The sequence below is a fragment of the Streptomyces sp. NPDC056527 genome, from assembly GCF_042794475.1.
GTDB lineage: Bacteria > Actinomycetota > Actinomycetes > Streptomycetales > Streptomycetaceae > Streptomyces.
This window is the reverse complement of sequence record NZ_JBHTTQ010000048.1, coordinates 19432-36014: the sequence shown is the minus strand read 5'-3', so window position 1 is coordinate 36014 and position 16583 is coordinate 19432. Positions and strand designations below refer to the sequence as shown.

15 protein-coding genes and 1 tRNA gene are annotated in these 16583 nt (G+C 69.7%); 8 read left to right on the top strand and 8 right to left on the bottom strand.

Features of this window, described 5'->3' with window-relative positions; translation table 11 throughout:
• Window positions 1-23 precede the first annotated feature (23 nt).
• The 3 genes from hrpA (at window position 24) to ACFQ7Q_RS22545 (ending at window position 4451) form a co-directional block, all read left to right on the top strand.
• Window positions 24-3962, top strand: a complete 3939-nt coding sequence (gene hrpA / locus ACFQ7Q_RS22555) for an ATP-dependent RNA helicase HrpA (RefSeq protein ID WP_383558066.1) — start codon at window positions 24-26, stop codon at window positions 3960-3962.
• Between the two features lie 109 nt (window positions 3963-4071).
• A tRNA-Asp gene (locus tag ACFQ7Q_RS22550) sits at window positions 4072-4145 on the top strand.
• A 126-nt stretch (window positions 4146-4271) separates the two neighbouring features.
• The gene (locus tag ACFQ7Q_RS22545; protein WP_383558062.1) at window positions 4272-4451 is read left to right on the top strand and encodes a DUF6274 family protein; all 180 of its coding nucleotides are present in this window, start codon (window positions 4272-4274) and stop codon (window positions 4449-4451) included.
• Between the two features lie 319 nt (window positions 4452-4770).
• On the opposite strand, the gene bldC is transcribed toward ACFQ7Q_RS22545, so the two are convergent.
• Both bldC and ACFQ7Q_RS22535 read right to left on the bottom strand, forming a co-directional pair.
• The gene (bldC, locus tag ACFQ7Q_RS22540; protein WP_003949541.1) at window positions 4771-4977 is read right to left on the bottom strand and encodes a developmental transcriptional regulator BldC; all 207 of its coding nucleotides are present in this window, start codon (window positions 4975-4977) and stop codon (window positions 4771-4773) included.
• A gap of 536 nt (window positions 4978-5513) precedes the next feature.
• The gene (locus tag ACFQ7Q_RS22535) at window positions 5514-6380 is read right to left on the bottom strand and encodes a hypothetical protein (RefSeq protein ID WP_383558059.1); all 867 of its coding nucleotides are present in this window, start codon (window positions 6378-6380) and stop codon (window positions 5514-5516) included.
• 158 nt (window positions 6381-6538) lie between these two features.
• Between ACFQ7Q_RS22535 and ACFQ7Q_RS22530 the strand changes: the two genes are divergently transcribed.
• Both ACFQ7Q_RS22530 and ACFQ7Q_RS22525 read left to right on the top strand, forming a co-directional pair.
• A complete protein-coding gene (locus ACFQ7Q_RS22530; protein WP_383558057.1) occupies window positions 6539-7633 on the top strand; it encodes a Leu/Phe/Val dehydrogenase in 1095 nt (364 codons plus the stop codon).
• 312 nt (window positions 7634-7945) lie between these two features.
• Entirely contained in the window at window positions 7946-8206 is a 261-nt protein-coding gene (locus ACFQ7Q_RS22525; protein WP_383558054.1) for a DUF3073 domain-containing protein, read from the top strand.
• Window positions 8207-8348: 142 nt separating this feature from the next.
• Here the strand turns inward: ACFQ7Q_RS22525 and purM are convergent, their stop codons facing one another.
• Entirely contained in the window at window positions 8349-9416 is a 1068-nt protein-coding gene (gene purM / locus ACFQ7Q_RS22520; protein ID WP_383558053.1) for a phosphoribosylformylglycinamidine cyclo-ligase, read from the bottom strand.
• 42 nt (window positions 9417-9458) lie between these two features.
• The gene (purF, locus tag ACFQ7Q_RS22515) at window positions 9459-10985 is read right to left on the bottom strand and encodes an amidophosphoribosyltransferase (RefSeq protein WP_376445131.1); all 1527 of its coding nucleotides are present in this window, start codon (window positions 10983-10985) and stop codon (window positions 9459-9461) included.
• Window positions 10986-11290: 305 nt separating this feature from the next.
• On the opposite strand from purF, the gene ACFQ7Q_RS22510 reads away from it, so the two are divergent.
• Together ACFQ7Q_RS22510 and ACFQ7Q_RS22505 are read left to right on the top strand one after the other, a co-directional pair.
• Window positions 11291-11383: a putative leader peptide gene (locus ACFQ7Q_RS22510; RefSeq protein ID WP_374214546.1), complete on the top strand. Its 93-nt coding sequence runs from the start codon at window positions 11291-11293 to the stop codon at window positions 11381-11383.
• Between the two features lie 172 nt (window positions 11384-11555).
• Window positions 11556-12998, top strand: coding sequence for a sulfatase (locus ACFQ7Q_RS22505; RefSeq protein WP_383558049.1), 1443 nt, complete (start codon window positions 11556-11558; stop codon window positions 12996-12998).
• Between the two features lie 38 nt (window positions 12999-13036).
• Here the strand turns inward: ACFQ7Q_RS22505 and ACFQ7Q_RS22500 are convergent, their stop codons facing one another.
• Window positions 13037-13867 (bottom strand): META domain-containing protein, encoded by an 831-nt coding sequence (locus ACFQ7Q_RS22500; protein WP_383558046.1) that lies wholly within the window; start codon window positions 13865-13867, stop codon window positions 13037-13039.
• A 58-nt stretch (window positions 13868-13925) separates the two neighbouring features.
• Window positions 13926-14714 carry a sterol carrier family protein gene (locus ACFQ7Q_RS22495; protein ID WP_383558043.1) on the bottom strand — a complete coding sequence of 263 codons (789 nt, stop codon included), beginning with the start codon at window positions 14712-14714 and terminating at the stop codon, window positions 13926-13928.
• Between the two features lie 77 nt (window positions 14715-14791).
• Here ACFQ7Q_RS22495 and ACFQ7Q_RS22490 point away from each other — a divergent pair, with 77 nt between their 5' ends.
• Window positions 14792-15196 carry a nuclear transport factor 2 family protein gene (locus tag ACFQ7Q_RS22490; protein ID WP_383558041.1) on the top strand — a complete coding sequence of 135 codons (405 nt, stop codon included), beginning with the start codon at window positions 14792-14794 and terminating at the stop codon, window positions 15194-15196.
• Here the strand turns inward: ACFQ7Q_RS22490 and ACFQ7Q_RS22485 are convergent.
• The gene (locus ACFQ7Q_RS22485) at window positions 15184-16014 is read right to left on the bottom strand and encodes a M23 family metallopeptidase (RefSeq protein ID WP_383558040.1); all 831 of its coding nucleotides are present in this window, start codon (window positions 16012-16014) and stop codon (window positions 15184-15186) included. The two genes, ACFQ7Q_RS22490 and ACFQ7Q_RS22485, sit on opposite strands and share 13 nt — an antisense overlap.
• Window positions 16015-16039: 25 nt before the next feature.
• Complete coding sequence (locus ACFQ7Q_RS22480; protein WP_383558038.1) at window positions 16040-16546, bottom strand: ArsR/SmtB family transcription factor; 507 nt, start codon at window positions 16544-16546, stop codon at window positions 16040-16042.
• Between the last annotated feature and the right edge of the window lie 37 nt (window positions 16547-16583).

Here is a 16583-nt window from a genome sequence, read left to right as displayed (position 1 = left end):
CGGGGTGCGATCCTGGATTCCGTATGTCTACTTCCTTCGCCGCCCTCCAGTCCGTCCTGGCCGAGGTCTCGCTGCGGGACGCCCACCGGCTCGGCCGCCGCCTCGAGGGCGCCCGCCGCATCCGCAAGCCCGAGGCCCGTGAGGCCGTCCTGGACGAGATCGCCGCCGAGGCCGGCAAGGCCAAGGAGCGCGTCGACGGGCGGGCCTCCCGCGTGCCCGCCGTCACGTACCCCGAGCAGCTCCCGGTCTCGCAGAAGAAGGACGCGATCCTGGAGGCGATACGTGACCACCAGGTCGTGATCGTCGCCGGTGAGACGGGTTCCGGAAAGACGACGCAGATCCCCAAGATCTGTCTGGAGCTGGGCCGGGGCGTCCGGGGCATGATCGGCCATACGCAGCCGCGCCGGATCGCCGCCCGCACGGTCGCCGAGCGGGTCGCGGAGGAGCTCAAGACCCCGCTGGGCGAGGCGGTCGGCTGGAAGGTCCGCTTCACCGACCAGGTGAACCCCGACGCGACCTTCGTGAAGCTGATGACCGACGGCATCCTGCTCGCCGAGATCCAGACCGACCGCGAGCTGCGCGCCTACGACACGATCATCATCGACGAGGCCCACGAGCGGTCCCTCAACATCGACTTCCTGCTCGGCTATCTGGCCCAGCTGCTGCCCAAGCGCCCCGACCTCAAGGTCGTCATCACCTCCGCGACCATCGATCCCGAGCGCTTCTCCCGCCACTTCGGCGAGGCGCCGATCGTCGAGGTCAGCGGTCGGACGTACCCGGTCGAGGTCCGCTACCGGCCCCTCCTGGAGGAGGACTCCGAGGAATCGGACCGCGACCAGATCACCGCCATCTGCGACGCCGTCGACGAGCTCCAGTCCGAGGGCCCCGGCGACATCCTCGTCTTCCTCTCCGGCGAGCGGGAGATCCGCGACACCGCGGACGCGCTGATCAAGAAGCAGCTCCGGAACACCGAGGTCCTCCCCCTCTACGCCCGCCTCTCCCACGCCGAGCAGCACCGCGTGTTCCAGGCGCACACCGGCCGCCGGATCGTCCTCGCCACCAACGTGGCCGAGACCTCGCTGACCGTCCCCGGCATCAAGTACGTGATCGATCCGGGCACCGCCCGCATCTCGCGCTACTCCCACCGGACCAAGGTCCAGCGCCTGCCGATCGAGCCGGTCAGCCAGGCCAGCGCCAACCAGCGCAAGGGCCGCTGCGGCCGTACCTCCGACGGCATCTGCATCCGGCTCTACTCCGAGGACGACTTCCTCACCCGCCCGGAGTTCACGGACGCCGAGATCCTCCGGACGAACCTGGCCTCCGTCATCCTCCAGATGACCGCGGCCGGCCTCGGCGAGATCGAGAAGTTCCCCTTCATCGACCCGCCGGACCACCGCAACATCCGCGACGGCGTACAGCTCCTCCAGGAGCTCGGGGCCCTGAACCCCGCGGAGAAGGATCCGAAGAAGCGGCTGACCGAGCAGGGCCGCAAGCTCTCCCAGCTCCCGGTCGACCCCCGCCTGGCCCGGATGGTCCTGGAGGCCGACAGGAACGGCTGCGTACGGGAGGTCATGGTGATCGCGGCCGCGCTCTCCATCCAGGACCCCCGCGAGCGCCCCGCGGAGAAGCAGGCCCAGGCCGACCAGCAGCACGCCCGCTTCAAGGACGAGACCAGCGACTTCCTCGCCTTCCTCAACCTCTGGCGCTACATCCGCGAGCAGCAGAAGGAGCGCGGTTCCAGCTCCTTCCGCCGGATGTGCAAGCAGGAGTACCTGAACTTCCTGCGCATCCGCGAGTGGCAGGACATCTACGCGCAGCTGCGTACGGTCGCCAAGCAGATGGGGATCCACCTCAACGAGGAGGACGCGCCGGAGCAGTCCGTGCACACCTCCCTGCTCGCGGGGCTCCTCAGCCACATCGGCATGAAGGACGTGAAGGAAGGCGCGAAGAACGAGTACCTGGGCGCCCGCAGCGCCAAGTTCGCCGTCTTCCCGGGCTCGGCGCTCTTCAAGAAGCCCCCGCGCTTCGTCATGTCGGCCGAGCTGGTGGAGACCTCGCGCCTGTGGGCCCGGGTCAACGCGAAGATCGAGCCGGAGTGGATCGAGCCGCTCGCCCAGCACCTGATCAAGAAGACGTACAGCGAGCCGCACTGGGAGAAGGACCAGGCGGCCGTCATGGCGATCGAGAAGGTGACGCTCTACGGCGTGCCGATCGTCACCGACCGCAAGGTGAACTACGGCCGGATCGACCCCGAGGCGAGCCGCGACCTCTTCATCCGCAACGCGCTCGTCGAGGGCGACTGGCGCACGCACCACAAGTTCTTCGCCGACAACCGCAAGCTCCTCACCGAGGTCGAGGAGCTGGAGCACCGCGCCCGGCGCCGGGACATCCTCGTCGACGACGAGACGCTCTTCGACTTCTACGACAAGCGGGTGCCCGAACACGTCGTGTCGGGCGCGCACTTCGACTCCTGGTGGAAGCACAAGCGCCGTGAGGAACCGGAGTTCCTCGACTTCGAGCGCGAGATGCTCATCAACGAGAAGGCCGCCGGGGTCACGAAGGACGACTATCCGGACTCCTGGCGGCAGGGGCCGCTGAAGTTCCGGGTGACGTACCAGTTCGAGCCGGGCGCGGACGCCGACGGTGTGACCGTCCACGTCCCGCTCCAGGTCCTCAATCAGGTCACGGACGAGGGCTTCGACTGGCAGATCCCGGGTCTGCGCGAGGAGGTCGTCACGGAGCTGATCCGTTCGCTCCCGAAGCCGATCCGCCGCAACTACGTGCCGGCGCCGAACTTCGCGACCCGCTTCCTGGACTCGGCCGTCCCCCGCCAGGAGCCGCTGCCGGTGACGCTCGCCCGCGAGCTGCACCGGATGGGCGGGGTCCCGGTCTCGCCGGACGACTTCGACCTGTCCCGGATCCCCGACCATCTGAAGATCACCTTCCGGATCGTCGACGAGCGGCGCCGCAAGCTCGCGGAGGACAAGGACCTGGAGGCGCTGAAGCTGAAGCTGCGCCCCAAGGCCCGCCAGGCCCTCTCCAAGGCCGCCGCGGCGGCCACCGCGGGCCCGGACGGCTCCGGCCAGTCCCTGGAGCGCACGGGCCTCACGGAGTGGACGATCGGCACGCTCACGAAGGTCTTCGAGACCCGGCGCGCCGGGCAGCCGGTCAAGGCGTTCCCGGCGCTCGTCGACGCCGGCGACACCGTCTCCGTAAGGCTCTTCGACACGGAGGCCGAGCAGGCGCAGGCGATGTGGCGGGGCACCCGGAAGCTGATCCTGCTGAACATCCCGGTGAACCCGGCGAAGTTCGCCTCGGACAAGCTGACCAACCAGCAGAAGCTCGCCCTGTCCCGTAACCCGCACGGCTCGATCCAGGCGCTCTTCGACGACTGCGCGACCGCGGCCGCCGACAAGCTGATCGCCGACCACGGCGGTCCGGTCTGGGACGAGGAGTCCTTCCGGAAGCTGTACGACAAGGTCCGCGCCGACCTCGTCGACACGACCGTCCGCACGGTGAGCCAGGTCCAGCAGATCCTGGCGGCCTGGCAGGCCTGTGAGCGGCGCCTGAAGGCCACGAACAGCCTGGCCCTCATCAACAACCTGGCGGACGTGCGCGAGCAGCTGGCGTGGCTGATGCCGGCCGGCTTCGTCACGAAGACCGGGCTGGGGCGGCTGCCGGACCTGATGCGCTATCTGGTGGCGGTGGACCGACGGCTGCAGCAGATGCCGACGGGCGTCCAGCGGGACACCACCCGTATGGAGAAGGTCCACGAGATGCAGGACGAGTACGCCTGGCTGCTCGAACAGCTCCCGCAGGGGCGACCGGTGCCGAAGGAGGTCACCGACGTCCGGTGGATGATCGAGGAGCTTCGGGTCAGCTATTTCGCCCATGCGCTGGGCACGGCGTACCCGGTCTCGGACAAGCGGATCGTGAAGGCGATCGACGCCCTCGCACCCTGATTCCGACTCCGTCGACCCCCGGCCGTGAGTGTCGCCTTGCGCCGGTTCGACCTCACCCTCTGACCTGCTGTACAGTCTTCCTCGCAGCCCCACGCAGGGCTGCGAGCAAGGTCCTGTGGAGCAGTTGGTTAGCTCGCCACCCTGTCAAGGTGGAGGTCGCGGGTTCAAGTCCCGTCAGGATCGCTTCCAGGAAGGCCCGCACCGATCGGTGCGGGCCTTCTTCGTTGCCTTCCCATGTATTGACGCCGCCCGCCGGCCGCCGGTACCCCAGACATCAGGGAATCGGGGGCCCACAGGAGGTGGTCGCGCATGGCCGCGGCATCCGCAGCACGTGAGTCGAAACACGAGATACGCGCCCTGCTACGTGCCCATCTGGCGGCCGCGTCCCGCTACGGGCACGTCACCCGGCAGTGTTCGGTCTGCCATCGCCTCCTGGCGCTCGCCATCGAGCTGGAGCGCGCGGAGGACGAAAGTCCCACCGACCCATGACCAACGGCGGGTTGGAGCCCGTCCCGGGAGTGGGAGGCTGTTCGTTGGCAAGAGTTCGCCAGTGTGACGGGAGTCACCGAACGAGTTTCAGAAACCGGTTCACTTACACCCTCCCTACACGGGCCCCATTTAATATGTGCAATTGCACCAGACTTCAAGGGGTCCGAGAGGGCACAAAAAAGATCGCGCTGGACCCGGCGGAGTCCAGCGCGATCGTTGACGAAGAGCCTGTTGGGGCAGGCGCCCGTCGGCAGTGCTTGGGTGGGCGATCCAGGTTGGGGGACCCGGAAGTGCCCGGTCGAGCGGGGTGTTGCGTACCTCAGGCCTCGCTGCGCTGCTGCGGAATACCCGCGAGCAGGGCGCGGACCTCAGCCTCGCGGTAGCGGCGGTGTCCACCCAGCGTGCGGATGGACGTGAGCTTTCCTGCCTTCGCCCAACGGGTCACCGTCTTCGGGTCCACACGGAACATCGTGGCAACCTCGGCGGGGGTCAGCAGCGGCTCGGCATCAGGGGTGCGAGCGGTCATGAGCGGCCTCCTCGGGAGAACCGAACCTTCTCGGTTCTTTCCTCTAAATTCTGCACCTTGACCCGCGTTGCCCGAAATGGCAGAAGCGGGCCGAGTCGGTTATAGGACGAACGGCTTGTCCTCGGCACTACAACTACACCATCCGTCCAGCCACGTCGGCCAAACCGATGGAATTGCCCTCGCAGGTGTTCATCAGCGGCGGAAGTCGATGGACCATGCCATAACGGACAGTCACGCCGCTGTGACGATCAGTCACAGAGCGATCAGGAGTCCTCAGACCCCCCATAGAGTGCAATGCTGAGCGTTCCGCCCATACTTGGACGGAAGGAACCCTCCCCGGACTCCTTGTCCTATTTTGGCACGAGGGAGGGTGATGGACGCAAGGGCACGGTAAGTGCTGTCCGTCACGCTTGAGCCAAAGGCCCGGATCGGGACCTACGTCCCGCCACGAACTCACCAAGGTCCCCCCAAGGACCCGCCAAGTACTCGCGGCGCTAGATGATCATTTACATCAGCCGGACGTGTTCTGTCGATGATCAATTGGCGAACTGGCGGTTCCGGACCTCTCGCCAGCGCTCCGCGAGCCGCCCGTACGCCTCGCTCGCGCTCTCGCCGTCGCCGTCCCGCAGGGCCGCGATCCCCTCGGCCACATCCGCCGCCGAGCGGTCCGCCGCGAGCCACTCGGCCGACACCGCGTGCACCAGACCGCCGTAGTCCAGCTCCACCAGCGCCCGCGGATGGAACTCCTCCAGCCACCGGCCCACCTCGACCAGACCCTCCGTCAGCGGACCCTCGTCGATCGACTCCCGCAGCGCCCGCAGCGCCCGCGCCAGCCGCCGGCGCGCCTGCACCATCGGCGTCCGGTACCGGAACACCGTCGGCGTCCCCTCGCCCCCGGGGACGTACTCCCGCTCCTCGTCCGCGAAGAGGGTGAACCAGCGCACCGGCACCTGCCAGACCGCCGTACGGATCCACGGACGCGCGTCCGGGTTCCGCTCCCGCCAGCGCTCGTGGTCCGCCGTCACCTGCGCGCGCACCACCGGCGGCAGCATCGCGTCGAGCACCACACCCGGCAGCGAACGCCCCGGCTCGGCCTCGCGCGCCTGCCCCAGCTCCTCCAGGGCCAGCCAGCCCCGCAGCCGGGTCCGCCACGGGCAGACGACGACCACCCCGTCGATGGACGCGACGAACGCGTCACCGCTCTCGTGGACCGGCACCGGAACCGGCGGCGTCGGCACCAAGTCCGCCAGCGAGCGACGCAGTTCGTCCTGGGCCGTCGGGGTGTCCGCCCGCTGCGCGTACCGGGCCCAATGCCCCCGCTCCGGCTCCGGAAAGGCCGCCAGCGGCTCGTAGACCCGCAGATAGGAGGCGTACGGAACGAGGACCGAAGAGGCGACCGACATGTCGCGATCCTTCCACGGAGGTACTCCGGGAGGGGGTGATCCTCGGCACTGCGGCTGATCTACGCACGCGTAGGACTTACTCTCTTGCCGAACCGGTCCCGCCACCACCCATCGGAGGGACCGGCCAAACCGCCGCTTCGTACTTGGGAGTCACCACCGTGACCGATGTGACCGGCGTTCCTGCTGCTGACGTACTGCACACCCTGTTCCATTCGGAGCAGGGTGGCCACGAGCAAGTCGTGCTCTGCCAGGACCGCGCCTCCGGCCTCAAGGCCGTCATCGCCCTCCACTCCACCGCCCTGGGCCCCGCCCTCGGCGGCACCCGGTTCTACCCGTACGCCTCCGAGGCCGAGGCAGTCGCCGACGCGCTGAACCTCTCCCGGGGCATGTCGTACAAGAACGCCATGGCCGGCCTCGACCACGGCGGCGGCAAGGCCGTGATCATCGGCGACCCCGAGAAGATCAAGTCCGAGGAGCTGCTGCTCGCCTACGGACGCATGGTCGCCTCCCTCGGCGGCCGCTACGTGACGGCCTGCGACGTCGGCACGTACGTGGCCGACATGGACGTCGTGGCCCGCACCAACCAGTGGACCACCGGCCGCTCCCCCGAGAACGGCGGCGCCGGCGACTCCTCGGTCCTCACCGCCTTCGGCGTCTTCCAGGGCATGCGCGCCTCCGCGCAGACCCTCTGGGGCGACCCCACGCTGCGCGACCGCAAGGTCGGCGTCGCGGGCGTCGGCAAGGTCGGCCACTACCTGGTCGAGCACCTCCTGAAGGACGGCGCCCAGGTGTACATCACCGATGTCCGCGAGGAGTCGGTGCGGCGGATCACGGACAAGTTCCCGCAGGTCACGGTCGTCGCGGACACCGACGCGCTGATCCGCGTCGAGGGCCTGGACGTGTACGCGCCGTGTGCTCTCGGCGGCGCTCTGAACGACGAGACCGTGCCGGTCCTCACCGCGAAGATCGTCTGCGGCGCGGCCAACAACCAGCTGGCCCACCCCGGTGTCGAGAAGGACGTCGCGGACCGCGGGATCCTCTACGCGCCGGACTACGTCGTCAACGCCGGTGGCGTGATCCAGGTCGCCGACGAGCTCCACGGCTTCGACTTCGACCGGTGCAAGGCGAAGGCCACGAAGATCTTCGACACCACGCTCGAGATCTTCGCTCGTGCGAAGTCGGACGGCATCCCGCCGGCCGCCGCCGCCGACCGGATCGCCGAGCAGCGGATGGCCGAGGCTCGCCGCGGCTGATTCTTGACAGGGCCGGCCCGCGGGGCGCTCCAAGGGGTGAACTTTGTAGGTTCACCCCAATCGAGAGATGACTCACCCCGGTCGGCGGGTCGGCCCTCAAGAAGAGGTTAAAATCGCGATTGACCAGCGAGGACAGGGCACCTCGATGGTTCTGTACCGGGTCATGTGATGCGTGCGGCGTACCGTATGGCCACGGAAGCAGGTACCGTTGAAGCCCTACGGACCGGTCTCTCTGTCGAGAGCCCGTTCCGAATCATGAACGCGTGTCAAGACTCTGGGGCCGCCGAGCCCCGTCACCGAGGGGGTCGAGCCATGGGGCGCGGCCGGGCAAAGGCCAAGCAGACCAAGGTCGCCCGCCAGCTGAAGTACAGCAGCGGCGGGACTGACCTGTCGCGTCTGGCCAACGAGCTGGGCGCTTCGACTTCGAACCAGCCGCCGAATGGCGAGCCGTTCGAGGACGACGACGAGGAAGACGACCCGTACGCACAGTACGCGGATCTCTACAATTCGGACGACGACGAGGACGAGGACGACGAGTCCGGTCCCGGCGCGTCGTCCCAGCGTCGCGCTTGACCTCTTAAACAGCGCTGCTTCAACACCGAACCCGGTCCGGACATACCCGGACCGGGTTTCTGTGCGTCCTCGGGACGCTCCGTGGGATGGCCGACGGATCCGGTGGGCGGGCGCTGTGGCCCACCCACCGGATCGGAAGGCGTCAGACCGCGTAGTCGCCGACCAGCTCCGCGCCGGTCGCGTGGTCGCCGCGCTCGGTGATCTCACCCGCGACCCACGCCTCGACGCCCCGGTCCTCCAGGGTCGCCAGGGCCACGTCCACGGACTCGGCCGGCACGACGGCCATCATGCCGACGCCCATGTTCAGGGTCTTCTCCAGCTCCAGGCGCTCGACCTGTCCGGCCTTGCCGACCAGGTCGAAGATCGCGCCCGGGGTCCAGGTCGAACGGTCCACCGTGGCGTGCAGCCCGTCCGGGACGACCCGCGCCAGGTTGGCGGCCAGGCCACCACCGGTGATGTGGCTGAAGGCGTGCACCTCGGTGGTCCTGGTGAGCGCCAGGCAGTCCAGCGAGTAGATCTTGGTGGGCTCCAGGAGCTCCTCGCCCAGGGTCCGGCCGAGCTCCTCGACACGCTGGTCGAGGGTCATGCCGGCGCGGTCGAAGACCACGTGCCGGACGAGCGAGTACCCGTTGGAGTGAAGGCCGGAGGACTCCATCGCGATGACGGCGTCACCCGTACGGATGCGATCGGGGCCGAGCAGCCGGTCCGCCTCCACCGCGCCCGTACCGGCGCCGGCGACGTCGAAGTCGTCCGGTCCGAGGAGGCCGGGGTGCTCGGCGGTCTCGCCGCCGATCAGGGCGCAGCCGGCCAGGACACAGCCCTCGGCGATGCCCTTGACGATCGCGGCGACCCGCTCGGGGTGGACCTTGCCGACGCAGATGTAGTCGGTCATGAAGAGCGGCTCGGCGCCGCAGACGACGATGTCGTCCATGACCATCGCGACCAGGTCGTGGCCGATGGTGTCGTACACGCCCATCTGGCGGGCGATGTCGACCTTCGTACCGACACCGTCGGTGGCGGAGGCGAGCAGCGGACGCTCGAAGCGCTTGAGGGCGGAGGCGTCGAAGAGGCCGGCGAAGCCGCCGAGGCCACCGAGGACCTCGGGGCGCTGCGTCTTCTTCACCCATTCCTTCATGAGCTCGACGGCGCGGTCACCCGCCTCGATGTCGACGCCCGCGGACGCGTAGGAGGCACCGGTGGTCTCAGACATAGGTGAGAGCTTTCGTGTCGTTACTGCGGTACTGCGGGGGTCTTACGGCCGGCGGAGCGCGTCGGCGGCCGCGGTGGCGGCGGGGCCGGCGGCCAGCTCGTTCTCCAGCAGCTGCTTGCCGAGCAGCTCGGGGTCCGGAAGCTCCATCGGGTACTCGCCGTCGAAGCAGGCTCGGCAGAGGTTCGGCTTCTGGATCGTGGTCGCCTCGATCATCCCGTCGATGGAGATGTACGAGAGCGAGTCAGCGCCGAGCGACGTGCCGATCTCCTCGATCGTCATGCCGTTGGCGATCAGCTCCGCGCGGGTGGCGAAGTCGATGCCGAAGAAGCAGGGCCACTTCACCGGCGGGGAGGAGATCCGGATGTGGATCTCGGCCGCACCGGCCTCACGGAGCATCTTGACCAGGGCTCGCTGGGTGTTGCCGCGGACGATCGAGTCGTCGACGACCACCAGGCGCTTGCCCTTGATGACGTCCTTGAGGGGGTTCAGCTTCAGCCGGATGCCCAGCTGGCGGATGGTCTGGGAGGGCTGGATGAAGGTGCGGCCCACATAGGCGTTCTTCACCAGGCCCGCGCCGAAGGGGATGCCGCTGGCCTCGGCGTAGCCGATCGCCGCGGGGGTGCCGGACTCCGGCGTCGCTATGACCAGATCCGCCTCGACCGGGGCCTCCTTGGCGAGGCGACGGCCCATCTCCACGCGGGAGAGGTAGACGTTGCGGCCGGCGATGTCCGTGTCCGGGCGGGCCAGGTACACGTACTCGAAGACACAGCCCTTGGGCTTCGCTTCCGCGAATCGCGAGGTGCGGATGCCGTTCTCGTCGATCGCGATCATCTCGCCCGGCTCGACCTCGCGGACGAAGCTGGCGCCGCAGATGTCGAGGGCGGCGGACTCGGAGGCGACGACCCAGCCGCGCTCCAGTCGGCCGAGGACCAGCGGGCGGATGCCCTGCGGGTCACGGGCCGCATAGAGCGTGTGCTCGTCCATGAAGACGAGAGAGAAGGCGCCCCGGACGTCGGGGAGGACCTTCGCGGCGGCCTGCTCGATGGTGAGCGGCTTGCCGTCCTCGTCCACCTGGGCGGCGAGGAGCGCCGTCAGGAGGTCGGTGTCGTTGGTGGCCGCCACACGGGTGGTGCGGCCTTCCTGCTTGGGCAGGTCCGCGACCATCTCGGCGAGCTGCGCCGTGTTCACCAGGTTGCCGTTGTGGCCGAGCGCGATGGAGCCGTGGGCGGTCGCCCGGAACGTCGGCTGCGCGTTCTCCCACACGGAGGCACCGGTGGTCGAGTAGCGGGCGTGACCGACCGCGATATGACCTTGGAGGGAACCGAGAGAGGTCTCGTCGAAGACCTGGGACACGAGGCCCATGTCCTTGAAGACGAGGATCTGGGAGCCGTTGCTGACCGCGATTCCCGCGGATTCCTGACCCCGATGCTGGAGGGCGTAGAGCCCGAAGTACGTGAGCTTTGCGACCTCTTCACCCGGAGCCCAGACACCGAAGACGCCACAAGCGTCCTGGGGGCCTTTCTCGCCGGGGAGCAGATCGTGATTGAGTCGACCGTCACCACGTGGCACGCCTCCGAGTGTAGGCGAGGTCGACCACTGGTCCGAATTGGGGAAATCCAAGGGGCCTCGTACTGGTGTGATCGCACAAACTGATCCATTGACGTGCGTAGATGCCCTCTCGCCTAGGCGGGAGGGGGCTTCCGGTCGCCCGGGCACATGCAAGCGGACGCTCGTACGGTGCCCCGGGCGGGCCGGGAGTGTGACGGGAGTCGCACCGGGCGGGGGCGTTCCCGCCGGCGGACGCCCCGAGAGCGCGTTCCGGGGACTGGGACGGCCGTTGACAGGTGCACGCGCTCTGGACCAGGCTCCTGGCCATGCAGCCTGTGCGTGACCGTGCGGTCACCCTCGTCGCGCGCCGACACGTGGACCTCGTCCGTGTCGCCAGCGCCATCTGTCGCTGCGTCTGATCCCACCCACGCGCCCTTGATCGCGGGAGTCCGCCCGGACCTCCGCGGCCGTCGCCTGCCCTGCGTCCGGGGCGCCCTTTCCTGAGCCATGGCCCGTGTCCGGGCCGTGTCGCCGCGCGCCGTCCCGCGCCGCCAGGACCTCCTCGCCTTCCGCACCTTCCAAGGAGCCTCCATGCCCACGCCCAAGATCCCCCTGTCCCGACGCGCCTTCGGCGGGGCGGCCGCCGGGGCCGCCGCCGTCGGCGCGCTGGGTGCCGGCACCGCACAAGCCGGGACCGCGCAGGCCGGGACCGCGCAGGCCGATGCCGGGACCGCGCAGGCCGGTGAGCGGCCGTTCCGTGCCGCCCGCGGCCGGCACTCCCGGCGGCCGAACATCCTGTTCATCCTCGGCGACGACCTCGGCTGGGCCGACCTGTCCTCCTACGGGTCCCCGCACATCCGGACCCCGCACCTGGACCGCCTCGCCCGCCAGGGCGTCCGCTTCACGAACGCCTACTCCGGCTCCGCGACCTGCTCCCCGACCCGCTTCAGCCTCTACACCGGCCGTTTCCCCGGCCGTACGAAGGGCGGGCTCGCCGAACCGATCGCCGACAAGTCCGTCGGCCTGGAGCCGACCCATCCCACCCTCGCCTCCCGGCTGCGCGAGGCCGGATACGCCACCGCCCTCATCGGCAAGTGGCACTGCGGCTACCTCCCCGACTACTCCCCCACCCGCTCGGGCTGGGACGAGTTCTTCGGCAACTTCGGCGGGGCCCTGGAGTACTACTCCAAGCTCGGCCTCGGCGGCGAGTACGACCTCTACGAGGGCGACGCCCAGTACAAGGACCTGCGCTACTACACCCGGATCCTGACGGAGCGGGCGAGCGAGTACGTGGCCCGCGACCACGAGAAGCCCTGGCTGCTCAACCTGAACTTCACCACCCCCCACTGGCCGTGGATCGCCGACGGCGACGAGGAGGCGAGCGCCGAGATCGTCCGGCGCATCAAGGCGGGCGACCGCTCCGCCCTCTGGCACCAGGACGGCGGCTCGATCGAGAAGTACAAGGAGATGGTCGAGGACCTCGACCGGTCGGTGGGCGAGGTCCTGCGGGCACTGAAGCGCTCGGGCCAGGAGGACGACACTCTCGTCTTCTTCGCCAGCGACAACGGCGGCGAGCGCTTCTCCTACAACTGGCCGCTCGCGGGGAACAAGGGCTCCCTCCAGGAGGGCGGCATCCGCGTGCCGTCCGTCCTGCGCTGGCCCGCCCGGATCGACGGCGGGCAGGTCAGCGACCTGCCGGTGTACACCCCCGACTGGACCGCGACCCTGCTCGAACTGGGCGGCGCCCGCCCCCACCCCGCCTACCCGCTGGACGGCACCAGCCTCGCCGGGCACCTCCTGCGCGGCGAGAAGGTCGCCGAGCGCGACCTGTTCTGGCGGGTGCGGGGAGAGCGGGCGCTGCGCCGCGGCGACTGGAAGTACTACCGGGGCAAGAGCGGCCGCGACCAGCTCTTCCACCTGACCGAGGACGCCCGCGAGCAGGCGGACCGCGCCCCGTACGAGCAGGAGCGGCTCGCCGAACTCCGGTCGGCGTGGGAGCGGACGGACGCCGGTCTGCTGCCGTACGGAACCTGAGTTCCGGCCCTCCGCAGCGGCCCGTAGGGCCTGGGGCCCTACGGAGTCGCGCTCGCCGCGGGCTTCCCGGTCGCGGTGAAGCCCTCGCCGTCGGCGCCGGTGAGGGTCAGGGTGCGGTGGCGCAGCTCGTACGAGAGGGGTCCGTCGAGGAGCTCGTACAGCTTCGTCTCCAGCTCCATCTGCGGGCCGGAGCAGATCATGCGCGTGGTCGCGACCGGTCCCGTGACGGTGAGGGTCTTCGCGGTGACCTTCGCCGCGGCCGTGAACCGGTTGCAGCCCAGGTTGCCGCGGATCCGGCCCTCCTCGTCGATGACGAAGTCGGCCTTGCCCTCGCTGCCCTTGGGCAGCGAGGAGGCCGTCTCGCCGGAGACCAGGGAGTCGACGGTCCACTTGGTGCCGTTCAGCGGGGCGGGCGGCTCGGACGTCAGTGCGACGGTGTTCTTGCCGTCGTCCGAGGTGAGGGTGAGCCGGTCGCCGTCCAGCCGAGCCTTCAGCGAGCCGGCGAAGGCCTTCTGGAGCACGGCCTCGAAGGCGCCCCGCTCCCCCGGACACGCCATCTCGGTGCCCTGGCCCTGCTTCACGGTGACCGTGTCCCCCTTGACGGACACCTCGGCGCCGAAGCCGTTGCAGCCGCTGTTCCCCGACGCCTGGCCGTTCGCGGCGATCTCGATGTGGGCGCCGTCGGGCGCCCGGGTCTCCTTGCCGGCCACGGTGACGGCGTCGAAGGTCCAGTGGACTCCGGCGACGGGCACATCAGGGGCGACGGTGCCGGCGCCGGGATCGGAACCGGCCTTCTCGGTGCCGCACGCCGAGAGCACGACGAGCGAGGCCAGGACCGCGGTGGCTGCGATGGGACGTGTCTTCAGCATGGGGATGGGACGGGCGAGCGGTACGGACGGTTCCGCCCGCTTCCCGCACGGTGCACGCTCACCCCATCAGCGGCAGCAGAGCGGAGAGGTCGGCCCGCTCCCCGCTCGCGCCGACCTCGGCCGCGTCCAGGGCCTCCGCCCAGTCGGTACGGCCGGTGGCGAGCCGGAGCCAGGTCAGCGGATCGGTCTCGACCACATTGGGCGGAGTGCCGCGGGTGTGCCGCGGACCCTCCACGCACTGCACGACCGCATAAGGGGGGATCCGCACCTCGACCGCGCCGCCGGGGGCCTTCACGGCGAGCGCGTCGGCGAGCAGCCGGGTGCAGGTGGCCAGGGCCTGCCGGTCGTACGGGATGTCCAGTCCGGTCGCCGCGTTGAGGTCGTCGGTGTGGACGACGAGTTCGACGGTGCGGGTCACCAGGAAGTCGGCCAGCCGCATGGCGCCGAAGCTGATCGGGAGGAGCCGGTCGTCGGAGGCGCCGGCGATCCCCTCCTCGTACGCCTCCAGGGTCCGCGTGTACAGCGCCGGCAGATCGGATGCCTCGATCTCCCGGGTGTGCTCGTCGATCCGATCGGCGCCGGAGGCGGTCACGAACGGCCAGTCGAGCAGTGCGAGTTCCTGCTGAGCCGGCTCGGGCATCCCCAGGCAGTGCGGGACGGAGTCGACCATCCACGCGATGTGCGCCGCCAGCTCCCGTACGGTCCACTTCCCCAGCCGGGTCGGCCCGTCGAGCTGCTCGGGCGTCAGCGCGAGCACCCCCTCGCGTACGTGCCGGAACTGGGCGCGCACCGCGGCCCGGGTCTTGGCGGAGTCGTAGCTGCGGGTGCGCTTCTTGGCCGGTGGCATGGGGGCGAGGGTAGTCGGAGACTGGAGAGGGAGGGCCGCCAGCAGACACCTACGCGTAGGAGAGGGGTCGATCAGTCATGGCTGAGCACCCTGACACCGTCCTGGTCCGCCGGGGCTACGAAGCGTTCACCCAGGGAGACATGGACACCATCCGCTCGCTGATGACCTCGGACTGCACCCACCACGCGCCGGGCGACAACCGGATATCCGGGCACCACAAGGGCGTGGACAACTGCATCGCCTACTACGAGCAGCTCGGCGCGCTCACCCACGGCACCATGCGGGTCGACCTCGAAAGCATCACCGTCGACGGCCGCGGGCACGCCATAGCGGCCCACAAGTTCCACGCCGACCGCGGCGACCGCGGCCTCGAGATGCACGGCGCCCTCTTCTTCACCATCGTCGGCGGCAAGATCACCGACGTCGACGAGTGCGTCGAGAACATGGACGAGAACGACGCCTTCTGGGGTCAGGCCGAGTAGGCGGAATCCCGCCGCGCCACGAACGCTTCCCCGTTCTTCGGCACGCCGACACCGCGCCAGGTGAACGGCACGCCCTGCGCCGTGTCCAGGTCCGGGCCGTCCATCAGCTGGAAGTGCACGTGCGGCTCGGTGGAGTTGCCGGAGTTCCCGCACCGGGCCAGCTCCTGGCCCGCCACCACCCGGTCGCCCGCGCGCACGCCGAGCGAGCCGCGCTTCAGATGCGCGTACATCGCGTACATACCGTCCCCGAGATCGAGGACGAGGTGGTTCCCGGTGACCCGGCGGGCTCCCGAGAGCGCCCGGACGGTGGACTCGACCAGCATCAGATAGACCAGGGCGGGCAGCGAGTTGCGGCTGAGGTGGTCCCGCTGGCCGTCCTCTGCGTGGACGACGGTCGCGTCGGCGACGGCGAGCAGCGGTGCGTCGAAGGCCGGGAAGTCCTCGCTCCGGCGGAACACCGGCCACAGCCAGGCGAAGGACGGCCGGGGGCGCGCCTCGTCCTGTGCGACCACGTCGATGGCGTACGTCTGGCCGAACTGGTGGGTGCCGTGGCTGGGCGTCCGCTCCGCCGGGCTGTTGAGCGCGGACCATATGCCGGAAACCGGTGGGTCCACCTCGACGGTGGCCCGCGGCGCCGCCGCGACCCGTCGGCCCGCGGTCCTGGCGAGCGTGATCCCGAGCGCGGCGCCGGCGAGGGCCGGCAGCCAGCCCACCCAGTACGGATAGGGCAGGTCGACGAGGACCGAGGCGAGTGCCTGTACGACGAACAGCAGCCAGAGCGTGCGGTGGAGGACCACCGCGGTCTTGCGCGCAGACATGAACGTTCCCCCTGAACGATCGCGGTTACGGACGGGCGGCGGTGAGCACCACCAGGAGCGGGACGACCCGGGCTCCCGGGACCTCGTAGCGGCCGCGTCCGACGGTGTGGAGCCAGCCGGCGCCGGTCAGCTGGCGCAGGTGGTGGTAGATCTGGCCGGTCGTGCCGATCTCCTCGAGCTCCGCCAGTTCGGCGGCGGTGCGCCGGCCGCCGAGGATCTCCCTCAGCAGCCGGAGCCGTACGGGATGGCCGAGCGCGGCGAAGGAGTCGGCGGTCTCGGCCCAGTCCTCGTCGAGCAGCCGCTCGGTGAAGGCGCCGAACTGCCACTCGTACCGCTCCTGGGTCGGCAGTCGGACCGACCCCGTGAACAGCACCGCGCCGTCCTCGCCCTGCGCGCCCGCGTCCGCGAGCTGCGCCTTGAGCCCTTCCAGGGCCCAGAAGGTGGCGTCGACGGTCTCGGGTGCGCGGCGCTCCGCGCCCTCCAGGGCCGCCATCCGGCGTTCCAGCTCGGCGACCCGCTCTTCCAGCTCCATACGTCGAGATTACGTAATTACGTAATCTCACGCAAGC

What these genes read in the sequence shown, in the direction of transcription:
- hrpA (WP_383558066.1), top strand. Translation starts at nt 24, where the DNA reads ATGTCTACTTCCTTCGCCGCCCTCCAGTCCGTCCTGGCCGAGGTCTCG.
- ACFQ7Q_RS22545 (WP_383558062.1), top strand. Translation starts at nt 4,272, where the DNA reads ATGGCCGCGGCATCCGCAGCACGTGAGTCGAAACACGAGATACGCGCC.
- bldC (WP_003949541.1), bottom strand. Translation starts at nt 4,977, where the DNA reads ATGACCGCTCGCACCCCTGATGCCGAGCCGCTGCTGACCCCCGCCGAG.
- ACFQ7Q_RS22535 (WP_383558059.1), bottom strand. Translation starts at nt 6,380, where the DNA reads ATGTCGGTCGCCTCTTCGGTCCTCGTTCCGTACGCCTCCTATCTGCGG.
- ACFQ7Q_RS22525 (WP_383558054.1), top strand. Translation starts at nt 7,946, where the DNA reads ATGGGGCGCGGCCGGGCAAAGGCCAAGCAGACCAAGGTCGCCCGCCAG.
- purM (WP_383558053.1), bottom strand. Translation starts at nt 9,416, where the DNA reads ATGTCTGAGACCACCGGTGCCTCCTACGCGTCCGCGGGCGTCGACATC.
- ACFQ7Q_RS22510 (WP_374214546.1), top strand. Translation starts at nt 11,291, where the DNA reads ATGCAGCCTGTGCGTGACCGTGCGGTCACCCTCGTCGCGCGCCGACAC.
- ACFQ7Q_RS22505 (WP_383558049.1), top strand. Translation starts at nt 11,556, where the DNA reads ATGCCCACGCCCAAGATCCCCCTGTCCCGACGCGCCTTCGGCGGGGCG.
- ACFQ7Q_RS22500 (WP_383558046.1), bottom strand. Translation starts at nt 13,867, where the DNA reads ATGCTGAAGACACGTCCCATCGCAGCCACCGCGGTCCTGGCCTCGCTC.
- ACFQ7Q_RS22495 (WP_383558043.1), bottom strand. Translation starts at nt 14,714, where the DNA reads ATGCCACCGGCCAAGAAGCGCACCCGCAGCTACGACTCCGCCAAGACC.
- ACFQ7Q_RS22490 (WP_383558041.1), top strand. Translation starts at nt 14,792, where the DNA reads ATGGCTGAGCACCCTGACACCGTCCTGGTCCGCCGGGGCTACGAAGCG.
- ACFQ7Q_RS22485 (WP_383558040.1), bottom strand. Translation starts at nt 16,014, where the DNA reads ATGTCTGCGCGCAAGACCGCGGTGGTCCTCCACCGCACGCTCTGGCTG.
- ACFQ7Q_RS22480 (WP_383558038.1), bottom strand. Translation starts at nt 16,546, where the DNA reads ATGGAGCTGGAAGAGCGGGTCGCCGAGCTGGAACGCCGGATGGCGGCC.